The following is a 20,109-nucleotide window of genomic DNA, read 5'->3' as shown; positions in this document are numbered from 1 at the left end:
GATTTTCGTGTCAGGCCAGTTTTCAACGACGCATGGCGCGGAAATACAACGCTTTCAACCCACGATCAGTTGCAAAGCGACCCACCAGGAGGCCCGTCTTCCAGGTTCCGACCGGCAGGCAACGTCCACCAGGTGAACGCCCATGTCAAGCTTGCCTAACGATCCTCTGGAAGATGACTCTCTGCCGGACGACATGTCGGAGGAGAATTTCGGGGGCGGGCACCTGGCGGACGACCGCCTTGCCGACGACCTTGGTGCAGACGACGACAGCGGCGACGATAGCGACAGGGGCGGCGGGCGAGACGGCGATGGCGGCAACGGCGCCGTCGATGGCCGCGGCGCGGCGCTGGCCAGCGTCGACGAGCTGAAGAAGGTCCTGGCAGCCGAGCTTTCCACCGACACCACGCAGCATTACCTGAACCAGATCGGCACGCGGCCCTTGCTGACGGCGCCGCAGGAAGTGCATTTCGCCACGCTGGCCAAATCGGGCGATTTCGCTGCCCGCCAGAAGATGATCGAGCACAACCTGCGGCTCGTCGTCTCGATCGCCAAGCACTACATCAACCGCGGCGTGGTGCTGCTCGACCTGATCGAGGAAGGCAATATCGGCCTGATGCGGGCGATCGACAAGTTCGAGCCCGAACGGGGTTTCCGCTTTTCCACGTATGCCACCTGGTGGATCCGCCAGAGCATCGAGCGCGCCATCATGAACCAGGCGCGCACGGTGCGGCTGCCCGTGCACATGGTGCGCGAGCTGAACCAGATCCTGCGCGGCAAATACCACCTCGAAGCGCAACACCACAACGGCAAGGATGCCACGGCCGAAGACATTGCCGACCTCGTCGGCCGGCCCGTCGAAGAAGTGCAGGACATCCTCGCGCTGTCCGAACACGCCACGTCGCTCGACGCGCCGCTGGACAACGACCCGCAATCGTCGCTGATGGACATGCTGCCCGGCGATGCGGACGACAGCCCGGACGCGCGCGCCGAACACCGGGAAATGACCCACCTGGTGCGCGACTGGCTGTCGCGGCTGCCGGACAAGCAACGCATCGTCATCATGCGGCGCTTCGGCCTCGACAACGACGATCCCGCCACGCTGGAAACCCTGGCCGAGGAAATGGGCGTGACCCGCGAACGCGTGCGGCAGATCCAGCAGGAAGCGCTCGTCAAGCTGAAGCGGGCAATGGCGGCGCGCGGCGTGGTGCGCGATTCGCTGCTCTGACGCCGGCCTTCCGCCACAAACATCACCGCGGGTGCCATGCACCCGATTTCGTTGCGGCCGCCGCCGGCCCGGCGGAAATTCCGCCTTCCCTTCTGCTATCATATTGCCCTCCCAAAACGCCGCTCCGCCGGCCAACCGATAGACACTCATGCAAGACAACAGCATCGAAATCAAATCGCTCGACATGGACGCGCGCGGCGTCGGCCATATGCAGGATAACGAAGACGGCACGCCGGGCAAGGTGGTGTTCGTGGAAGGAGCGCTGCCGGGCGAGCGGGTCAGCTTTGAAATGCTGCGCAAGAAAAAGAACTGGGAATCGGGCCGCGTAACGGCGATCCACCGCGAATCGGCCATGCGTGTGCAGCCGAAATGCGTGCATTTCGATTACTGCGGCGGTTGCTCGATGCAGCACCTGGAAGCGACGGCGCAGGTGGCGATCAAGCAGCGCGTGCTGGAAGACAACCTGTGGCACCTGTCCAAGGTGAAGGCGGACGTCATGATGCGCCCGCTGCAAGGACCTACCTGGGGCTACCGCTATCGCGCCCGCCTGTCGGTGCGCCACGTGGCGAAGAAGGGCACGGTGCTTGTTGGTTTCCATGAAAAGAAATCCGTGTACGTGGCCGACATCCAGAGCTGCCAGATCCTGCCGAAGCACGTGTCCGACATGATGATGCCGCTGCGCGCGCTGATCGGTTCGCTGTCGATCTTCGACAAGGTGCCGCAGCTCGAACTGGCGATCGGCGAAGACCTGACCGTGCTCGTGATGCGCAACATGGTGCCGTTGACGGCGGACGACGAAGCAAAGCTGAAAGCCTTCGCCGACGAATTCACTATCCAGTGGTGGCTGCAGCCGAAAGGCCCGGATACCGCGTATCCGTTCTACCCGCTGGACAAGCAGTTGCACTACCTGCTGCCGGAATTCGGCATTCGCATGCCGTTCAAGCCCGTCGACTTCACGCAGGTGAACCACCAGATCAATCGCGTGCTGGTGCACAAGGCGCTGCGCCACCTGGACGTGCAGCCGGGCGAGCGCGTGGCCGACCTGTTCTGCGGCATCGGGAACTTCACGCTGCCGCTGGCCACCCAGGCGCGCGAAGTGGTCGGTATCGAAGGCAGCACCGCACTGACGGAGCGGGCACAGCAGAATGCCGTCGTCAACGGTGTCGGCGACAAGACCACGTTTTACTGCCGCAACCTGTTCGAAGTGACGAAAGACGACCTGATCGCACTCGGCAAATTCGACCGCATCCTCGTCGATCCGCCTCGCGATGGTGCGATGGCGCTGTCGCTGGCATTCGCGGAGCTGAAGGAAACCAACCCCGAACTGCTGCCGAAGCGGATCGTTTATGTGTCGTGCAGCCCGTCCACGCTGGCGCGAGATGCGGGCGTGCTCGTTCACCGCGCCGGCTATGCGCTGTCGCAGGCGGGCGTCATGAACATGTTTCCGCATACGTCGCACGTGGAATCGATGGCGGTGTTCGATCTCGTTTGACCGGTCGCCGACCAGGACCTGCGCCCGGTATTGCCGGCGGTAGGTCCAGTCGATGCCGCCGTAGCTGCGTTCGCGTTCAGCGCGCGCGGCGCACGGCATTGCGTGCGCCCAGCGCCAGCAGGCCGGCGCAGAGCAGCCAGCCCGCCGCGGGCTCCGGCACGGGTGTTGCCATGCGCGTCACGTTCGACAGCGCCTGGAAGTAGACGGACACCGGGCGATGCTCGCCACTGCCGTTGGCGAAAGCCAGCATGAAGTCGTCTTCCACCATCATCCTGTCCGGCCAGTCCGCGAAAGCCAGGCTTTGCCTGGTGAACTGGGTGAACGTGTGGCCATCCCCATCGACGATACCCACATGGGCAATGCCCGCCACGTCGTAGTATTCAGCCGGCGTGCCCCATCGTTCGGCCAGCGTCGACAGGTGGCCGCCGATCGTCAGCACCGTGTGGGGGCGCAGCATGAAGTGCACGGCCTGATTCGACGTGCCACCCACGTGACCATACTCGCCAAGGCTGGGGTCTCCAGTCGCGGCGGCGAAAACATCGGCCAGGGCGCCGCTCGTCCTTGTTTCAGCAACGCTCCCGCCAAGGCCCAGGTGCAAGGCGGCAGACGTAGATGACGTGGGATAGCCCGCGGCATAGTACTCCGCGGTTGGCGTGAGCACGCTGGCAAACAGCGATGACTGGATCGACAGGATGTCGTAGCCGGCGGGATTGCCGTCGGCGGGCGTAAGATCGAGCACCTCGAACCGGACATTGCTGATCGATGACGTTGCAACACCGTCCGCCGCCGCGCTGAGCGAGGTCAGCAGCAGTGCCAGCGTGGCAAGGGACGTGCGTAATGGGAAAGCCATGAAGCCTCCATGCAGAGTGGATTGAGGAAGGCTCAAGCGCGCGTTCGAGTTGGCGCATCATACGTACTGCTCAGCTTGCTCCCGTTGACCTCGGCCATGCAGGCTCATGGAACTTCCTGATCTGAAGGTAATTGCGTACAGGGAAAATTTCCAGAAAATGGGGACTTTCCCCGGTGTTGTTTTGATGCCGGCCACGTCGTAGTAGTCATCCAGTGCGCCGCCACGCACCGCCCCATGTTGAAACTGGTTTCATCAGAAATGTTTCCAAAAACCGGGGTCTGACCCCGGTTTTTGGAAACACCGGTTTTTGGAAACATTCAGGCAAGAAAAAAGCCGGCGCGAGGCCGGCTTTTCGAGGGGCGGGGGACCTTAGTCGCGGTCGCCGCTGGTGAAGCCCAGGATCGACAGCAGGCTGGTGAAGATGTTGTACACGTCCAGGTACAACGCCAGCGTGGCGCTGATGTAGTTGGTTTCGCCGCCGTTGACGATGCGTTGCACGTCATACAGGATGAAGGCGGAGAAGATGCCGATGGCCAGCACCGAGATCGTCAGCGACAGGGCCGGGATCGCGAAGAAGATGTTCGCCAGCGATGCCAGGATGATCAGCACCAGGCCGATGAACGCGAATTTCGCCACGCCGGAGAAATCGCGCTTCGACACGGTGGCGATGCTTGCCAGCACGCCGAAGATCGCCGCGGTGCCGCCGGCGGCCAGCATGACGAGCGTGCCGCCGTTCGCGAACGACAGCGTGCGCATCAGCAGGGGCGTCAGCATCAGGCCCATGAAGAACGTGAAGCCCAGCAGCAGGGCCACGCCCGCGCCGCTGTGCTTGTTCTTCTCGATCGCCCACATGAACCCGAACGCGATGCCCAGGAACAGCAGCGCGCCGAGGAAGCCACCCGGCATCGGGATGCCGAACGTCATGCCGGCGGCCGCGCCCAGCACGGTCGGGATCATCGACAGCGACAGCAGCCAGTAGGTGTTGCGAAGCACGCGGTTCTGGGTGACTGCACGCCCGCCCGCATATTGATAAGTTTTTTCCAAGTTCGCCATAGTTGCACTCCTTTTGTTGGTACGGTGTACCCTTGCCAAAGCTTAGCACGCGTGGTGCCGAAAAGGGCTTAAGCCCGCCGGGATGGTCTACTGTTGTCAAGTCCGATCTCGAGTCCGGTTCTGGTCCGATATCGTCCGATTCTCGTCCGATTCTCGTCCGATTCTCGTCCGATTGGTCCGATACTCAAGTGCGACTCTTGAAATCCTCCGGAATCCGCCCAACTGCCTGCGAACGGCTGGGCTTCCCAACCGATACCGTCCGCACTGATGCGATTTCCAGGGTTTCGACACGGCTTTCCGCCGCTTGTTACGCCATCTTCCGCCCCAACACGCATAGTATATGGGGTGTTGTATGCTAAAATCAAAGGTTGATCGAGAAATCAATTCCGTTTTAACCCTTTCTTTTTACTGGAGTTTTTAATAATGGCAATCGAACGCACCCTGTCCATCATCAAACCGGACGCAGTCGCGAAGAACGTCATCGGCCAGATCTACAGCCGTTTCGAAGGTGCCGGCCTGAAAATCGTGGCGGCCCGCATGACCCAACTGTCGCGCGCGGAAGCCGAAGGCTTCTACGCTGTGCACGCTGCACGTCCTTTCTTCAAGGACCTGGTGGACTTCATGGTGTCCGGTCCGGTCATGATCACCGTGCTGGAAGGCGAGAACGCCATTGCCGCACACCGCGACCTGATGGGCGCAACCGATCCGAAGAAAGCGGAAAAAGGCACGATCCGCGCCGATTTCGCTGATTCCATCGACGCCAACGCCGTTCACGGTTCGGACGCTGCCGAAACCGCCGCTGTGGAAATCGCTTACTACTTCCCAGCACTGAACGTGTACTCCCGTTAATCTCAGGATTACGGCGCTATAGCATTACAAGCAGTACCGCCTGGCGCCCCGGCATGTCCGGGGCGAAGGCGTTTTGAAATGACGATTGATACGAATATGGAAACGACCCTCACCAACCTGCTGGACCTCGATCCCGCGCAACTGATCGATTACTGCGCGCAGCTGGGTGAGAAGCCGTTCCGCGCCAAGCAGCTGCAACGCTGGATTCACCAGTTCGGCGCGTCGGACTTCGACAGCATGACCGATCTCGCCAAGTCGCTGCGCGAGAAACTCAGGACGCGCGCCCACATCACGGCGCCGGCGGTCATCAGCGACCATACCTCGACGGACGGCACGCGCAAGTGGCTGGTGGATGTGGGCAACGGCAATGCCGTCGAAACCGTGTTCATTCCCGAGGAAAACCGCGGCACCCTGTGCATTTCCACGCAGGCCGGCTGCGCCGTCAACTGCCGCTTCTGTTCGACGGGCAAGCAGGGCTTCAACCGCAACCTGACGGTGGCCGAAATCATCGGACAGCTGTGGATGGCCGAGTTCGAACTGCGCAGGACGAAAGGCATCGAGCCGGGCCCGAAGGGCGAGCGCCAGATCACCAACGTGGTGATGATGGGCATGGGCGAACCGCTGCTGAACTACGAGCCGACCGCCACCGCGCTGAAACTGATGCTGGACGATAACGCCTACGGCCTGTCGCGCCGGCGCGTTACCCTGTCCACCTCGGGCGTGGTGCCGATGATCGACAAGCTGTCGCAGGATGTGCCGGTGGCGCTGGCCGTGTCGCTGCACGCTTCCAACGACGAGCTGCGCAACGGTCTCGTGCCACTCAACAAGAAATACCCGCTGGCCGACTTGCTGGCGGCCTGCAAGCGTTACCTGGAATTCGCCCCGCGCGACTTCATCACGTTCGAATATTGCATGCTGGACGGTTTCAACGATTCCGACGAGCATGCGCGCGAACTGATCGCGCTGGTGAATCACCCGCAATACGGCATCAATTGCAAGTTCAACCTGATTCCGTTCAACCCCTTCCCGGAATCGGGCCTGACGCGCTCGAAGAACCCCCGCATCAAGGCGTTTTCCGAGATCCTGATGAATGCCGGCATCGTCACGACGATCCGCAAGACCCGTGGCGACGATATCGATGCTGCCTGCGGCCAGCTCGCCGGCGAGGTCAAGGACCGTACCCGCGTGGCCGAGCGCATGGAAAAGATGGCCGAGTACAAATCGAAGTTCGGTGCCGATTTCGGCAAGATCGTGGAGATCCGTTCCTGATGCCCACGCCCGTCCAGTGCCGCGCACGCCTTGCAAGCCTCGGCATGGCCGGGTTGCTGGCCGTGCTGCTGGCCGCTTGTACGGGCGGGCCTGGCGGTACGGGAGGGACGAGCGGCACGGCCGAGCTGCCCACGCTGTCGGATGCGACGGCCGCGCAAAAGCGCGCCCAGATCCGCATGCAGCTGGCGGTGGGCTACTACGAGCAGGGCCAGCTGCCAATCGCGCTCGATGAAATCAAGAAGGCGATCGCCGCCGACCCCGGCTATGCGGACGCCTACGGCATGCGCGCGCTGATCTACATGGGCATGGGCGAGGCGACGCTGGCGGATGATAATTTCAAGCGCGCGCTGCAACTGGCGCCGAACAACCCGGACATCGCGAACAACTATGGGTCGTTCCTGTGCCAGCACGGCCGCGTGGCCGAGTCGTTCCGCTGGTTCGACGCGGCGCTGGCCAGCCGCCAGTACTCATCGCCAGTGAAAGCGATGAACAATGCCGGCAGTTGCGCACTGAAGAGCAAGGATTACGAACGGGCCGAGCAATACCTGCTGCAGGCATTGCAGCTGGCACCGGACCAGCCGTCGACCAGCGCCAATCTGGCGCGGGTCTATTACGAGCGTCGCGACTACGCGCGCGCCAACTTCTTCATTACCCGGCTGGGCAAGGTAGCCCGGCCCGACAGCCTCCCGGCCGATGTATTGTGGCTGGCGATCAGGGTGCAGCACCGGCTCGGCGACAAAGGGGCGGAAGAAGGTTGGGCGACGCAGCTGCGCCGCCACCACGCCGCCTCGCCCGAGTTTGCTGCGTATCAACGCGGGGCGTTTGATGAGTGAGACAGGGGTAATAATGGATTCAGAAGGGCAAAAGCAGCCGCAGGGCCAGCCACACAATCCGCCGCAGGACCGGCGCGATGCTTCCGCACCCGGGGCAACGCTGGCCGCGCAGCGCGAGAAGATGGGCCTGACCGTGGAACAGATTGCAGACCAGCTGAAACTGGCGCCGCGCCAGGTGGTGGCGCTCGAGCAGGGCGACTTCGCGTCGCTGCCGAACATGGCCGTCACGCGCGGTTTCATCCGCGCCTATGCCAAGGTGGTGCGGCTGGACCCGGCACCGCTGGTAGCGCAGATCGCGGTCACGCCATCGGTGACGGCGACCGAACACGTGCCGATCAAGCGCGACAAGGTCCCGACCCGGTTTTCGGAGTCGCGTTTTCCTTCGCTGACCGAACGGCAGTCGAAGTCCAAGGTGTGGCTCATCGGCGGCGTGGTGGCGCTGGCCGTCATCGGCGCCGCCGCCGCATGGCAGTCCGGCCTCGTGTCGCCGGGTGCATTGCGCAAACCCGCCGCCGCCACGCCGGCAACGGTTGCCGTACCGGCCGCGCCGGGCACCGCGGCAACCACTGCCACGACCACGACCCCGCTGATCTCGGCGAACGTGCCGCTCGTGTCGATACCCGGCCAGGGCCCGGCAACGCCGGAAAACACGGCGCCGCTGGTGACGACACCGGCACCCGCAACGGCGGCCACGACTCCGGCACCGGCGACGGTAACCCCGGCACCGGCCGCCACCACGCCGGCGCCAGCAGCAACCACTGCCGCCGCGCCAGCAACGGCAGCAGCACAGCAAGGCGCCAACACGCTGACGCTGGTCTTCACGGCCGATTCCTGGGTCGAGATCAAGCGGCCCGGCGCGTCGTCGCTGATTTCCCGTGTCGTGCGGGCGGGCAGCACCGAATCGTTTGAAATCGACCGCCAGTCGACGCTGACCGTCGGCGCACCGGATGGCGTGCGCGCCACGCTGCGCGGCCAGCCGCTGCCGCTGCCGAAGATGGCGAACAGCACCATTTCCCGCGTCCAGGTCAAGTAATGAGCAATTTCGAAACACACACCGCGATTCCGTCCGGCCCCCTCGCGCGCCGCGCCAGCAAGGGCGTGCTGGTTGCCCATGGCGACCGCAAGGTCTGGGTCGGCGGCGACCACCCCGTCGTCGTGCAGTCGATGACGAACACCGATACCGCCGATGCCGTCGGCACGGCGATCCAGATCAAGGAGCTGGCCCGCGCCGGTTCCGAGCTGGTGCGCCTGACGGTGGACCGGCCCGAGGCGGCGCAAGCCGTGCCCTACATCCGCGACCAGCTCGACAAGATGGGCGTCGACGTGCCGCTCGTCGGCGATTTCCACTACAACGGCCACACGCTGCTGACCGAGTATCCGGATTGCGCCGCCGCGCTGTCGAAGTACCGCATCAATCCCGGCAACGTGGGCAAGGGCGCCAAGCGCGACACGCAGTTCGCGCAGATGATCGAAGTGGCGATCCGCCACCAGAAACCGGTGCGCATCGGCGTCAACTGGGGCTCGCTGGACCAGGCGCTGCTGGCGCGCATCATGGACGAGAACGCGGTGCGCGCCAATCCGTGGAGCGCGCAGGCCGTCATGTATGAAGCGCTGATCACGTCCGCCATCGAGAATGCCCAGCGCGCCGAGGAAATCGGCCTGGGCCGGGACAAGATCGTGTTGTCCTGCAAGGTCTCCGGTGTCCAGGACCTGATCGCCGTCTACCGCGAGCTCGCCAAACGGTGCGACTACGCGCTGCACCTGGGCCTGACCGAAGCGGGCATGGGCAGCAAGGGCATCGTTGCCTCGACGGCGGCCTTGTCCGTGCTGCTGCAGGAAGGCATCGGCGACACGATCCGCATTTCGCTGACCCCGGAACCGGGCGGCGACCGCACGAAGGAAGTCATCGTCGGCCAGGAAATCCTGCAGACGATGGGCCTGCGCAAATTCATGCCGATGGTGATCGCGTGCCCGGGTTGCGGGCGCACCACGTCGACCACGTTCCAGGAGCTGGCGGACGATATCCAGACCTTCCTGCGCGAGCAGATGCCGGAATGGAAGAAGAGCCACCCGGGCGTGGAAGCGATGAACGTGGCCGTGATGGGCTGCATCGTCAACGGCCCCGGCGAATCGAAGCACGCCAATATCGGCATCAGCCTGCCTGGCACCGGCGAATCGCCGGCCGCGCCGGTCTTTGTCGATGGCCAGAAAGTGGCCACGCTGCGCGGCGAGACGATCGTGCAGGAATTCCAGCAGATCGTGCTGGATTACGTACAAAAGAACTACACACCTGTAAGCGCATAAGAAACCATGTCCGAAAATAAAAAAGCAGAAAAGATCACCTCGGTCAAAGGGATGCCGGACATCCTGCCCGCCGATGCCCACCTGTGGGAGATCTTTGAAAACACCGCGCAGTCGATCCTGCAAAGCTACGGCTACCAGAACATCCGCACGCCGATCGTCGAGGAGACCCGCCTGTTCGCCCGCGCGATCGGCGCCGTGACCGACATCGTCGAAAAGGAAATGTATTCGTTCGAGGATTCGATGAACGGCGACCAGCTCACGCTGCGCCCGGAAGGCACCGCCGGCGTCGTGCGCGCCGTGCTCGAACATAACCTCGTGTACGACGGCCCGAAACGCCTGTGGTACAAAGGCCAGATGTTCCGCCACGAGCGCCCGCAGCGCGGCCGCTACCGCCAGTTCCACCAGTTCGGCGCGGAAGCCGTGGGCTTCACCGGTCCGGACATCGACGCCGAGCTGATCATGCTGTGCCGCCGCCTGTGGGACGACCTGGGCCTGCCGGACATCCGCCTGGAACTGAACTCGATCGGCGACGCAGCCGAACGGGCCGCCCACCGCGTGGACCTGATCAAGTACCTCGAACAGCACGAAGAGCTGCTGGATGCGGAAGCGAAACGCCGCCTGCACACGAACCCGCTGCGCATCCTCGATACGAAGAACCCGGCGCTGCAGGACATCGTCAACAATGCGCCGAAGCTGCTCGACTACCTGGGCGAGGAATCGCTGAAGCACTTCGAGGGCGTGAAGAACATCCTCGACCGCAACGCGGTGCAGTACACCGTCAACACGCGCCTGGTGCGCGGCATCGACTACTACAACCGTACCGTCTTCGAGTGGGTGACGGACCAGCTGGGCGCGCAGGGCACCGTGTGCGCCGGCGGCCGCTATGACCCGCTGATCGAGCAGTTCGGCGGCAAACCCACGCCCGCGGTGGGCTTCGCGATGGGCATCGAGCGCCTGATCGAACTGATGAAATCGGCCGGCGAAACGGCCGCGCCGGCCCAGTGCGACGTCTACCTCGTGCACCAGGGCGAAGATGCCCAGATGCAGGCCTTCATCCTGGGCGAACGCATCCGCGACGCCGGGCTGGACGTCATCCTGCACTGCGCCACCGCGGCCGGCGCCGGCTCGTTCAAGAGCCAGATGAAGAAGGCCGACGGCAGCGGCGCGTCGTTCGCGATCATCATCGGCGAGGACGAAGTGGCCAACAACACCGCCAGCGTGAAGGCGCTGCGCGGCGCCGAAGGCGAGCAGCAGCAGGCATCCGTGGCGTTCGAGGAAGTGGTCGACTATGTCGTCGACCAGATCATCGGCGGCAACGCGTGCGGCGACGACTGCGACGATCACCACCACCATCACTGATCCCCGAAGGATAGATTCCATGGCATTCGATCACCAAGAAGAAGAACAGCTCGCCTCCCTGAAGGCATGGTGGGCTAGGTACGGCAACGCCGCGACGTGGGTGCTGGTCGCCGGCCTGGCCGCGTATTCCGGCTGGGCCGGCTGGCAGTACTACCAGCGCACGCAGGCCGTCGAAGCATCCGTGCTGTATGACGAGCTGCAAAGCTCGGTCGGCAAGGACAACGCCAAGGTGCAACGCGCCGCCGGCGACATCGAAAGCCGCTATGGCCGCACGCTGTATGCGCAGATGGCCGCGCTGACGGCCGCGAAGAGCGCCTTCGACGCCAGCGACCTGAAGACCGCGAAGGCCAGGCTGCAGTGGGTGATCGAGCACGGCAACGACGAATACAAGGCGGTGGCGAAGATCCGCCTGGCCGGCCTGCTGCTGGACGAAAAGGCGTATGCCGACGCGTTGAAGGCGCTGGACGGCGATGTGCCGGAGCAGTTCAAGGCCGCCGTCAGCGACCGCAAGGGCGACGTGCTGGCCGCGCAGAACAAGCTGGCCGAGGCGCGCGCCGCGTACCAGGCCGCGCTGACCGGCACGAACGAGAAGAATCCCGCGCGCCAGCTGATCGAGCTGAAGCTCGAAGCTGTCGGCGGCACGGTACCGGAACCGAAGCCGGCCGCCGCCTGATATCCACGGTGGCGTCAGCGCCAGGTTGCAAGCCCCCGCGGCCGGCGTGACGGCACGCGGGCGGGCGTTACCCGTACCGCCTTCCATTGTTAGGAGCAAGGTTTAATTTATGCGTATCACCGGTAAACTCATCGGCGTGAGCCTGCTGTCCATGACGGCCGCGTGCAGTACCCTCAGCTCGCTGAATCCATTCAAGGAAAAGGACAAGAATCCCCCGGCCACGCTGGTGGACATCAAGTCGCCGATCCCCGCCAAGGTCGTGTGGAAGCATTCCGTCGGCAAGGCCGGCCTGTATGTCTTCTCGCCGGCGCTGGCCGACAATGCGCTGTTCGTGGCCGACAACGACGGCAACGTCGAGCGCCTGGACGCGGCCACCGGCCGTTCGCAATGGAAGACCAGGGCCGGCACCGAGCTGACGGCGGGCGTGGGCGCCAACGGCAAGCTGGTGGCGGTGGGCGGCACGAAGGGCGCCGTGCTGGCGTTCGACGCGGCCACCGGCAAGGAACTGTGGAAGGTGCAGGCCTCGTCCGAGGTGCTGTCGGCACCGGCCGTGACCGACGAGCTGGTGATCGTGCGCAGCATGGACAACAAGATCACTGCCTACGACGCGAAAACGGGCGAACGCAAGTGGTTCCTGCAGCGCACCACGCCGCCGCTGACCCTGCGCAACGCGCCGGGCATGGTGGTGGCGCAGCCGAACGTCTACGTGGCACAGCCGGCGGGCAAGCTGTTGTCGCTGGCGCTGGCCAATGGCGTGCCGCGCTTCGAGGTGTCCGTGGCCGAGCCGCGCGGCGCCACCGAACTGGAACGCGTGTCGGACATCGGCGGCACGCCGGTCGTCGTCGGCAGCGATATCTGCGCCGTCACTTACCAGGGCAAGGTAGGCTGTTTCGACCTGACCACGGGCGTGGCCAAGTGGACCAAGCCGGCATCGTCCGATGTGGGCGTGGGCGTCGACCAGCGCTTTGTCTTCGTGGCGGACGACAAGGGCCACGTGTCCGCGTTCGGCCGCGAGGGCGGACAAAGCGCCTGGAAGAACGATTCGCTGGGCAACCGCGTGCTGTCGACGCCCGTGTCGTATGGCCGCGTCGTGGCCGTCGGCGATTTCCAGGGCTACGTGCACCTGCTGTCGCGCGAGGATGGCGCGATGCTGGGCCGCGTGGCCACGGATGGCAGCCCGATCAGGTCGGCGCCGGTGGTCGCGGGATCGAACATGATCTTCCAGACCCAGTCCGGAACGATCGCCGCCATCGCGGTCGAGTAAAGTAGCTAGTATCAAAACATGCTGTAATGACGGCCGCGATCAGGTTTGTGATGGCGATCGCGGCCGGGCAGTTTCCTCAATAACACCAAGCAGTAATGATGATCGCGCGAGCGGTCGAGCAGAATACAAATGAAGCCGGTAATTGCACTCGTGGGGCGCCCGAACGTCGGGAAATCGACCCTTTTCAATCGTCTGACCCGCTCGCGCGACGCGCTGGTGGCGGACTTGCCTGGCCTGACGCGTGACCGTCACTATGGCGAGGGCCGCGTCGGCGAACGACCGTTCCTGGTCATCGATACGGGCGGTTTCGAACCGGTCGCCAAGGAAGGCATCATGTTCCAGATGGCCTTGCAGACGAAGCAGGCCGTCGCCGAGGCGGACGTGGTGATCTTCCTCGTCGACGGCCGCCAGGGCATGACGCCGCACGACAAGACCATCACGGACTTCCTGCGCCGCAGCGGCCGCCCCGTGCTGCTCGTCGTGAACAAGGCCGAAGGCATGAAGTACACGTCGGCCGTGTCCGATTTCTATGAGCTGGGCCTGGGCGATCCGTATGCGATCTCCGGCGCGCACGGCGACGGCGTCACCGATCTGGTCTACGAAGCGCTGGACAAGGCCTTTGCTTCGCGCCCGGAAGATGCCGAAGAGCTGCTACCGTCCGAGCGCGGCATCAAGCTGGCGCTGGTCGGTCGTCCGAACGTGGGCAAGTCCACGCTGATCAATACGCTGCTGGGCGAGGAGCGCGTGATCGCGTTCGACATGCCGGGCACCACGCGCGATTCGATCGAAATCCCGTTCGAACGCGACGGCAAGCACTACACGCTGATCGACACGGCCGGCATCCGCCGCCGCGGCAAGGTGTTCGAGGCGATCGAGAAATTCTCGGTCGTGAAGACCCTGCAGTCGATCTCGGAGGCCAACGTTGTAATCCTCATGCTCGATGCCCAGCAGGACATTTCCGAGCAGGATGCCCACATCGCCGGTTTCATCCTGGAGTCCGGCCGGGCACTGGTGCTGGCCGTGAACAAGTGGGATGGCCTGCAGTCGCACCAGCGCGACCAGGTGAAGAACGACATGGACCGCAAGCTCGATTTCCTCGGCTTCGCCAAGACGCACTTCATCTCGGCGCTGAAGGGCACCGGCATCGGCCCGCTGATGAAGTCGGTCGACGCCGCCTACGGCGCGGCCATGGCCGACCTGTCCACGCCGAAGCTCACGCGCGCGTTGCTGGAAGCGGTCGAGAAGCAGGAGCCGAAACGCAAGGGCGGCCTGCGGCCGAAGATGCGCTATGCCCACCAGGGCGGCATGAACCCGCCGATCATCGTCATCCACGGCAATTCGCTGGATGCGATCAGCGAGCCCTACAAGCGCTACCTGGAAAAGCATTTCCGCGAGACGTTCCAGCTCGTCGGTACGCCGCTGCGTATCGAGCTGCGCACGGGCAAGAACCCGTTCGACAAGCGCGAGAAGAGCTGAGGCAAGCCGCCGGCTGTCGCTTGGATAGAAAGAAGTCGCAGAGAGCAGCCGAGCCGCAGGGGTTTGTCCCCGGTAAGTAGGGACAGGCGCCTCGGTTGCCAGCTTGTCGAGGGGACTGACCCCGGTTTTTTGCCGGCATTTCGACAGCATAACCAAAAACCGGGTAGTCCCTGATCAATCCTGCGGCGAGCACGCCAGACGTCACTTACCGAGGGCAGACCCCTGCAACCCCGGTATCTCACCGTCCCGGAAACTTCACATTCCGAATGCATTTTTTTCCTTGTTTTCATTCGGACACCCCTGCATAAATCACAAAAACCGGTTACAGTAGCTTCGAAGCATTTCCGTCTGGCGGGGGTTGCTTTTACCTCTGCAATAAGGAGTAGCCGGCACTTGAATTCAAGCGTTTCGCCTCCAATTCCAACACAACAACATAAACTGGAGCTGTTATGAGCAATAAAGGGCAATTGTTACAAGACCCATTCCTGAACGCACTGCGCAAGGAGCACGTTCCTGTATCGATCTATCTCGTCAACGGCATCAAGCTGCAGGGCCATATCGAGTCGTTCGACCAGTATGTCGTCCTGCTGCGCAATACCGTCACGCAGATGGTATACAAGCATGCCATCTCGACCGTGGTGCCGGCACGTGCCGTCAACCTCAACATCGATTCCGAGGCGGAGTAACGCGTTGATCCTTGTGACAACGCCGCAGCCCTGCATTCCGCTTCAACGTTCCCTGACCGTCCCATGCGCGCAGCTTTAGTCGGTGTGGACTTCGGTCAGGGCGACTTCGGCGCCAGTATCGACGAACTGATGCTGCTCGCGCGTTCCGCGGGAGCGGAGCCCATCACGACCGTCACCGGCAAGCGTTCCAGCCCCGATGCCGCCTATTTCGTCGGCAGCGGCAAGGCCGACGAGATCGGCCACGCGGTGCAGGACCACCAGCTGGAGATCGTCATCTTCAACCATGCGCTGTCGCCTGCCCAGCAGCGTAACCTGGAAAAGCGCCTGAACGTGCGGGTGCTGGATCGTACCAGCCTCATCCTCGATATCTTTGCCCAGCGTGCCCAGAGCCACGAGGGCAAGCTGCAGGTCGAGCTGGCGCAGTTGCAGCACTTGTCCACGCGGCTGATCCGCGGCTGGACTCACCTTGAGCGCCAGAAGGGCGGTATCGGCCTGCGCGGCCCCGGTGAAACCCAGCTGGAAACCGACCGCCGGCTGATCGGCGAGCGGGTGCGCATGCTGCGCGCGCGGCTGGCGAAACTGCGCAAGCAGCATGAAACGCAGCGTCGTTCGCGTGGCCGCAACAACGCCTTTTCGGTGTCGCTGGTCGGCTATACCAATGCCGGCAAGTCCACGCTGTTCAATGCGCTGACCAAGGCCGGCGTGTACGTGGCGGACCAGTTGTTCGCCACGCTCGACACCACATCGCGCCGCGTGTACATGGGCGAGGATGCCGGCAACGTCGTGATCTCCGATACGGTCGGCTTCGTGCGCGAACTGCCCCACCAGCTGGTGGCGGCATTCCGCGCCACGCTGGAGGAAACCATCCATGCCGACCTGCTGCTGCACGTTGTCGATGGGGCGAGCCCGGTGCGGATGGAGCAGATCGAAGAGGTCAATGCCGTGCTGCGCGAGATCGGCGCCGACCATATCCCCCAGATCCTCGTCTGGAACAAGATCGATGCGGCCGGCCTGGAGCCGGCGGTGGAACGTGATGAGCATGATAAGATTGCACGCGTTTTCATCAGTGCCCGTACGGGCGAAGGCCTCGATCTGCTGCGGTCATCGATCACCGAGGCAGCCCAGGTTCAACGGGAGGCGAATCTGCGTCCGAAGGACGACACGCCGCCCGATGCCATTTCCACATTCACCGATGTCTAAAACATGCCTCTTTCCTCACTAGCGAAAAGATTAGGCCTGAAGCTGTCCCTGAACGATCCCCGCTGGGGCCAGGACAAGGACAACAACAGGCAGGCCCAGGAAGGCAAGAAGCCCGGCGACGGACCGCCGGACCTCGACCAGCTGTGGCGCGACTTCAACCAGCGCCTGAATGGCCTGTTCGGCAACAAGAACCGCAACAACAATAACGGTGGCGGCGGTGGCGGCGGCAACAGTGGTGGCAGCGAGCTGCGCGGTGCCGGCGTGACCGTCGGCGCCGCCGCGGTGATTGCCCTGCTGGTCTGGCTGGCCAGCGGCGCCTTCATCGTGCAGGAAGGGCAGAAGGGCATCGTGACCACCTTCGGCCGCTTCAGCCATGAAACGCCGGCCGGCTTCAACTGGCGCTGGCCGTATCCGTTCCAGGCCAACGAAACCGTCAACGTGGCGCAGGTGCGCACGGTGGAAGTCGGTTACCGCGGCAATACCCGCAACAAGCAGGCGCGCGAATCGCTGATGCTGACGGACGACGAGAACATCATCGACATCCAGTTCGCCGTGCAGTATCAGCTGAGCGATCCGGTGGCATGGCTGTACAACAACCGCGACGCGGAAGACACCGTGCGCCAGGTCGCCGAAACCGCGATCCGCGAGATCGTCGGCCGCAGCAAGATGGACTTCGTGCTGTACGAAGGCCGCGAGAAGGTCGCTTACGACACGCAGCAACTGATGCAGCAGATCCTCGATCGCTACGCGTCCGGTGCGCAGGTCACCAATGTGACGATGCAGGGCGTGCAGCCGCCGGAACAGGTCCAGACCGCGTTCGACGATGCCGTCAAGGCCGGCCAGGACCGCGAACGGCTGAAGAACGAAGGCCAGGCCTATGCCAACCAGGTGGTGCCCACGGCGCGCGGCGCCGCGTTCCGCCTGCTGCAGGAAGCGGAAGCCTATCGCTCGATGGTCGAGCAGAACGCGTCCGGTAATGCCGACCGCTTCAAGTCCGTGCTCGTGGAATACCAGAAGGCGCCGGGCGTGACGCGCGACCGCATGTACCTGGACACGATGCAGCAGATCTTCGCCAACACCAGCAAGGTGATGGTGGACTCGAAGGCCGGCAGCAATTTGCTGTATCTGCCGCTGGATAAACTGATCGCGCAAGTTGCCGCCACCGAGGCGCAGCGCGCCAACGTGACGGCGCCGCCACCGTCCGCCGTGCTGCTGCCGCCGCCAGAGCAACCGTACGCCGGCGAGCAGAACCGCGCGCGTGAATCGTCCCGTAGCCGGGAGGGCCGTTAATGAACCGTCTAGTTACTATCGTCGTCGCCGCCTTCATCGCGCTGATGCTGCTGTCGTCCACCGTGTTCGTGGTGGACCAGCGCAAGTTCGCCATCGTGTTCGCACTCGGTGAAGTCAAGCAGGTGATCCGCGACCCCGGCCTGCACTTCAAGCTGCCGCCGCCGTTCCAGAACGTGATCTACCTGGACAAGCGCATCCAGACCCTGGATTCGCCGGAAGCAGACCGCTTCATCACGGCCGAAAAGATGAACATCCTGGTCGATTCGTTCGTCAAGTGGCGCATCGTCGACCCGCGCCTGTACTTCGTCAGGTTCGGCGGCGACGAAGGTCGCGCCGGCAACCGCATGGCGCAGATCGTCAAGGCGGCGCTGAACGAGGAAATCACCAAGCGCACCGTGCGCGAAGTGATCTCGGGCCAGCGCGGCAAGGTGATGGAAGGGTTGCGCACCAAGGTGGAGAATGAAGCGAAGCAGATCGGCGTGCAGATCCTGGACGTGCGGCTCAAGCGTGTCGATTACGTCGAGCAGATCAACAACTCGGTGTACGAACGGATGAAGGCCGAGCGCCTGCGCGTGGCCAACGAACTGCGTTCCACCGGTTCGGCCGACTCCGAGAAGATCCGTGCCGATGCCGACAAGCAGCGCGCCGTGATCCTCGCCGAAGCCTATCGCGAAGCCGAGAAGATCCGCGGCGAGGGCGATGCCAAGGCCAGTGCGATCTACGCCGAGGCCTTTGGCCGCAACCCGGAGTTCTACAAGTTCTATCGCAGCCTGGAAGCCTACCGGACGTCGTTCAAGACCAAGGCCGACGTGATGCTGATCGACCCGAACTCGGAGTTCTTCAAGTACTTCAAGGGCAGCGGCTCGGCCGGTAAATAAGCCGGAACACGCCACTGCTTGAGGAAACCCCAAACGCGGAAGCCGGGGTCAGACCCATTGGGTCTGACCCCAGTTTTTTGCCTTTGGGGTTCATTGTTTTGCGGGCACGCAGCCACCGGGATACCCTGGCGGCCAGACTTTTTACCTCTTTAACCACGATTTCGCGTAAAATATGCGGTTCGGTTTGCGCCGCCCGCTTGCGCGCCGTGCCGATTGAACGTTTTTCAACAACCCGGTTCTCCCATGCCGAATTGGCTTCTGCCCGAACATATTGCGGACGTTTTGCCGTCCGAGGCGCGCAAGATCGAGGAATTGCGCCGCCTGATGCTGGATAACTTCCGCCGCTACGGCTACGAACTCGTGATGCCGCCGCTGCTGGAATACGTCGAGTCGCTGATGACCGGCGCCGGCCAGGATACCGAGCTGCGCACCTTCAAGCTCGTCGACCAGATCTCCGGCCGCATGCTGGGCCTGCGCGCGGACATGACCACGCAGGTCGCCCGTATCGACGCCCATCTGCTCAACCGCGCCTCCGTCACGCGCCTGTGCTATGCCGGCCCGGTGCTGCATACCCGCCCGTCGGGTTTGCATGCCACCCGCGAACCGCTGCAGATCGGCGCCGAGATCTATGGCCATGCCGGCCTGGAAGCGGATGCCGAGATCCAGGAACTGGCGCTGGCCTCGCTCGAAATGGCCGGCTTTGCCGACGTGCGCCTGGATCTGGCCCACGTGGGCGTGCTGCGCGCGATCCTCGAGCAGGATGCCGCTGCGCAGCGCGATCACGATGCGATCGTGCAGCTGCTGCGCGCCAAGGATGTGCCGGGCCTGCGCGAGCAGACGGCGAACTACGCCGCCGCCACACGCGATGCGCTGCTGGCGCTGCCGAACCTGTACGGCGACGTCGACGTGCTGGCCGCCGCGAAGCATGCGCTGCCGGAGCTGCCGGGCATCGCCAAGGCGCTGGCCGAGCTGGCCGCGCTGGCCGCATCGGCGATCGGCCGTGCCGAGGTGGCGATCGACCTGGCCGACCTGCGCGGCTACCAGTACGAGAGCGGTGCCACGTTCGCGCTGTACGTGCCGGGCCTGCCGAACGCCGTGGCGCGCGGCGGCCGCTACGACCACGTGGGCGAAGCCTTCGGCCGCGCCCGTCCCGCGACGGGGTACTCGATGGACTTGCGCGAACTGGCCCGGCTGCTGCCGACGGCCGACCGCAAGCACGCGATCCGCGCGCCGTGGGGCAATTCCCCCGAACTGAAAGAACGTATCGCCGAGCTGCGCAAGTCCGGCGAAGTTGTGATCCAGTCCCTGCCGGGTCACAGCGATGAACAGGACGAGTTCGAGTGCGACCGCGCGCTGGTGCTCGACGAGAGTGGTAGTAACTGGATTCTTAAAAACTTAGGTTAGTGTG

General features: G+C 63.8%; 18 protein-coding genes. 16 read left to right on the top strand and 2 right to left on the bottom strand.

Annotation, left to right across the window (positions count from 1 at the left end):
- Positions 1-142 precede the first annotated feature (142 nt).
- Both rpoS and rlmD read left to right on the top strand, forming a co-directional pair.
- Positions 143-1,225, top strand: coding sequence for an RNA polymerase sigma factor RpoS (gene rpoS / locus ACY65G_RS03000; RefSeq protein WP_464995858.1), 1,083 nt, complete (start codon positions 143-145; stop codon positions 1,223-1,225).
- A 148-nt stretch (positions 1,226-1,373) separates the two neighbouring features.
- Positions 1,374-2,717 (top strand): 23S rRNA (uracil(1939)-C(5))-methyltransferase RlmD, encoded by a 1,344-nt coding sequence (rlmD, locus tag ACY65G_RS02995; RefSeq protein WP_464995857.1) that lies wholly within the window; start codon positions 1,374-1,376, stop codon positions 2,715-2,717.
- Positions 2,718-2,793: 76 nt separating this feature from the next.
- Here rlmD and ACY65G_RS02990 read toward each other — a convergent pair whose 3' ends face one another.
- Both ACY65G_RS02990 and ACY65G_RS02985 read right to left on the bottom strand, forming a co-directional pair.
- Positions 2,794-3,567, bottom strand: a complete 774-nt coding sequence (locus tag ACY65G_RS02990) for a hypothetical protein (protein ID WP_464995856.1) — start codon at positions 3,565-3,567, stop codon at positions 2,794-2,796.
- Positions 3,568-3,936: 369 nt separating this feature from the next.
- On the bottom strand, positions 3,937-4,620 hold the full coding sequence (locus tag ACY65G_RS02985; protein ID WP_464995855.1) for a Bax inhibitor-1/YccA family protein: 684 nt from the start codon (positions 4,618-4,620) through the stop codon (positions 3,937-3,939).
- 423 nt (positions 4,621-5,043) lie between these two features.
- Here ACY65G_RS02985 and ndk point away from each other — a divergent pair, with 423 nt between their 5' ends.
- The 14 genes from ndk (at position 5,044) to ACY65G_RS02915 (ending at position 20,105) form a co-directional block, all read left to right on the top strand.
- Positions 5,044-5,469, top strand: coding sequence for a nucleoside-diphosphate kinase (ndk, locus tag ACY65G_RS02980; RefSeq protein ID WP_130188234.1), 426 nt, complete (start codon positions 5,044-5,046; stop codon positions 5,467-5,469).
- Positions 5,470-5,565: 96 nt separating this feature from the next.
- Positions 5,566-6,738, top strand: coding sequence for a dual-specificity RNA methyltransferase RlmN (gene rlmN / locus ACY65G_RS02975; protein WP_464995854.1), 1,173 nt, complete (start codon positions 5,566-5,568; stop codon positions 6,736-6,738).
- Positions 6,738-7,571 carry a type IV pilus biogenesis/stability protein PilW gene (gene pilW / locus ACY65G_RS02970; protein WP_464995853.1) on the top strand — a complete coding sequence of 278 codons (834 nt, stop codon included), beginning with the start codon at positions 6,738-6,740 and terminating at the stop codon, positions 7,569-7,571. Before rlmN ends, pilW begins: the two co-directional genes overlap by 1 nt.
- A 13-nt stretch (positions 7,572-7,584) precedes the next feature.
- Positions 7,585-8,604, top strand: coding sequence for a RodZ domain-containing protein (locus ACY65G_RS02965; RefSeq protein WP_464995852.1), 1,020 nt, complete (start codon positions 7,585-7,587; stop codon positions 8,602-8,604).
- Positions 8,604-9,875, top strand: coding sequence for a flavodoxin-dependent (E)-4-hydroxy-3-methylbut-2-enyl-diphosphate synthase (ispG, locus tag ACY65G_RS02960; RefSeq protein ID WP_464995851.1), 1,272 nt, complete (start codon positions 8,604-8,606; stop codon positions 9,873-9,875). The genes ACY65G_RS02965 and ispG overlap by 1 nt, the downstream gene beginning before the upstream one ends.
- A 6-nt stretch (positions 9,876-9,881) precedes the next feature.
- Positions 9,882-11,234, top strand: coding sequence for a histidine--tRNA ligase (hisS, locus tag ACY65G_RS02955; protein ID WP_464995850.1), 1,353 nt, complete (start codon positions 9,882-9,884; stop codon positions 11,232-11,234).
- 19 nt (positions 11,235-11,253) lie between these two features.
- Positions 11,254-11,907: a YfgM family protein gene (locus ACY65G_RS02950; protein WP_464995849.1), complete on the top strand. Its 654-nt coding sequence runs from the start codon at positions 11,254-11,256 to the stop codon at positions 11,905-11,907.
- A 109-nt stretch (positions 11,908-12,016) separates the two neighbouring features.
- Positions 12,017-13,171, top strand: a complete 1,155-nt coding sequence (bamB, locus tag ACY65G_RS02945) for an outer membrane protein assembly factor BamB (protein WP_464995848.1) — start codon at positions 12,017-12,019, stop codon at positions 13,169-13,171.
- 129 nt (positions 13,172-13,300) lie between these two features.
- The gene (der, locus tag ACY65G_RS02940; protein WP_464995847.1) at positions 13,301-14,647 is read left to right on the top strand and encodes a ribosome biogenesis GTPase Der; all 1,347 of its coding nucleotides are present in this window, start codon (positions 13,301-13,303) and stop codon (positions 14,645-14,647) included.
- A gap of 449 nt (positions 14,648-15,096) precedes the next feature.
- Positions 15,097-15,333, top strand: coding sequence for an RNA chaperone Hfq (gene hfq / locus ACY65G_RS02935; RefSeq protein ID WP_093558029.1), 237 nt, complete (start codon positions 15,097-15,099; stop codon positions 15,331-15,333).
- A 63-nt stretch (positions 15,334-15,396) separates the two neighbouring features.
- On the top strand, positions 15,397-16,533 hold the full coding sequence (gene hflX / locus ACY65G_RS02930; RefSeq protein ID WP_130188242.1) for a GTPase HflX: 1,137 nt from the start codon (positions 15,397-15,399) through the stop codon (positions 16,531-16,533).
- A 3-nt stretch (positions 16,534-16,536) separates the two neighbouring features.
- Positions 16,537-17,823, top strand: coding sequence for an FtsH protease activity modulator HflK (gene hflK / locus ACY65G_RS02925; protein ID WP_464995846.1), 1,287 nt, complete (start codon positions 16,537-16,539; stop codon positions 17,821-17,823).
- Complete coding sequence (gene hflC / locus ACY65G_RS02920; RefSeq protein ID WP_464995845.1) at positions 17,823-18,701, top strand: protease modulator HflC; 879 nt, start codon at positions 17,823-17,825, stop codon at positions 18,699-18,701. The genes hflK and hflC overlap by 1 nt, the downstream gene beginning before the upstream one ends.
- 243 nt (positions 18,702-18,944) lie before the next feature.
- Positions 18,945-20,105 (top strand): ATP phosphoribosyltransferase regulatory subunit, encoded by a 1,161-nt coding sequence (locus ACY65G_RS02915; RefSeq protein WP_464995844.1) that lies wholly within the window; start codon positions 18,945-18,947, stop codon positions 20,103-20,105.
- Positions 20,106-20,109: the final 4 nt, after the last annotated feature.

The sequence above is a fragment of the Pseudoduganella sp. jia 12 genome (assembly GCF_055502675.1).
This window is presented reverse-complemented; position numbering and strand designations above follow the sequence as displayed.

Excerpts from the sequence above, each read along its gene's own strand:
- bamB (WP_464995848.1), top strand. The coding sequence starts at position 12,017 with ATGCGTATCACCGGTAAACTCATCGGCGTGAGCCTGCTGTCCATGACG.
- hfq (WP_093558029.1), top strand. The coding sequence starts at position 15,097 with ATGAGCAATAAAGGGCAATTGTTACAAGACCCATTCCTGAACGCACTG.
- hisS (WP_464995850.1), top strand. The coding sequence starts at position 9,882 with ATGTCCGAAAATAAAAAAGCAGAAAAGATCACCTCGGTCAAAGGGATG.
- ndk (WP_130188234.1), top strand. The coding sequence starts at position 5,044 with ATGGCAATCGAACGCACCCTGTCCATCATCAAACCGGACGCAGTCGCG.
- der (WP_464995847.1), top strand. The coding sequence starts at position 13,301 with ATGAAGCCGGTAATTGCACTCGTGGGGCGCCCGAACGTCGGGAAATCG.
- hflK (WP_464995846.1), top strand. The coding sequence starts at position 16,537 with ATGCCTCTTTCCTCACTAGCGAAAAGATTAGGCCTGAAGCTGTCCCTG.
- ACY65G_RS02990 (WP_464995856.1), bottom strand. The coding sequence starts at position 3,567 with ATGGCTTTCCCATTACGCACGTCCCTTGCCACGCTGGCACTGCTGCTG.
- ACY65G_RS02965 (WP_464995852.1), top strand. The coding sequence starts at position 7,585 with ATGGATTCAGAAGGGCAAAAGCAGCCGCAGGGCCAGCCACACAATCCG.
- ACY65G_RS02915 (WP_464995844.1), top strand. The coding sequence starts at position 18,945 with ATGCCGAATTGGCTTCTGCCCGAACATATTGCGGACGTTTTGCCGTCC.
- pilW (WP_464995853.1), top strand. The coding sequence starts at position 6,738 with ATGCCCACGCCCGTCCAGTGCCGCGCACGCCTTGCAAGCCTCGGCATG.
- ACY65G_RS02985 (WP_464995855.1), bottom strand. The coding sequence starts at position 4,620 with ATGGCGAACTTGGAAAAAACTTATCAATATGCGGGCGGGCGTGCAGTC.
- rlmN (WP_464995854.1), top strand. The coding sequence starts at position 5,566 with ATGGAAACGACCCTCACCAACCTGCTGGACCTCGATCCCGCGCAACTG.
- ACY65G_RS02950 (WP_464995849.1), top strand. The coding sequence starts at position 11,254 with ATGGCATTCGATCACCAAGAAGAAGAACAGCTCGCCTCCCTGAAGGCA.
- rpoS (WP_464995858.1), top strand. The coding sequence starts at position 143 with ATGTCAAGCTTGCCTAACGATCCTCTGGAAGATGACTCTCTGCCGGAC.
- rlmD (WP_464995857.1), top strand. The coding sequence starts at position 1,374 with ATGCAAGACAACAGCATCGAAATCAAATCGCTCGACATGGACGCGCGC.
- hflX (WP_130188242.1), top strand. The coding sequence starts at position 15,397 with ATGCGCGCAGCTTTAGTCGGTGTGGACTTCGGTCAGGGCGACTTCGGC.
- ispG (WP_464995851.1), top strand. The coding sequence starts at position 8,604 with ATGAGCAATTTCGAAACACACACCGCGATTCCGTCCGGCCCCCTCGCG.
- hflC (WP_464995845.1), top strand. The coding sequence starts at position 17,823 with ATGAACCGTCTAGTTACTATCGTCGTCGCCGCCTTCATCGCGCTGATG.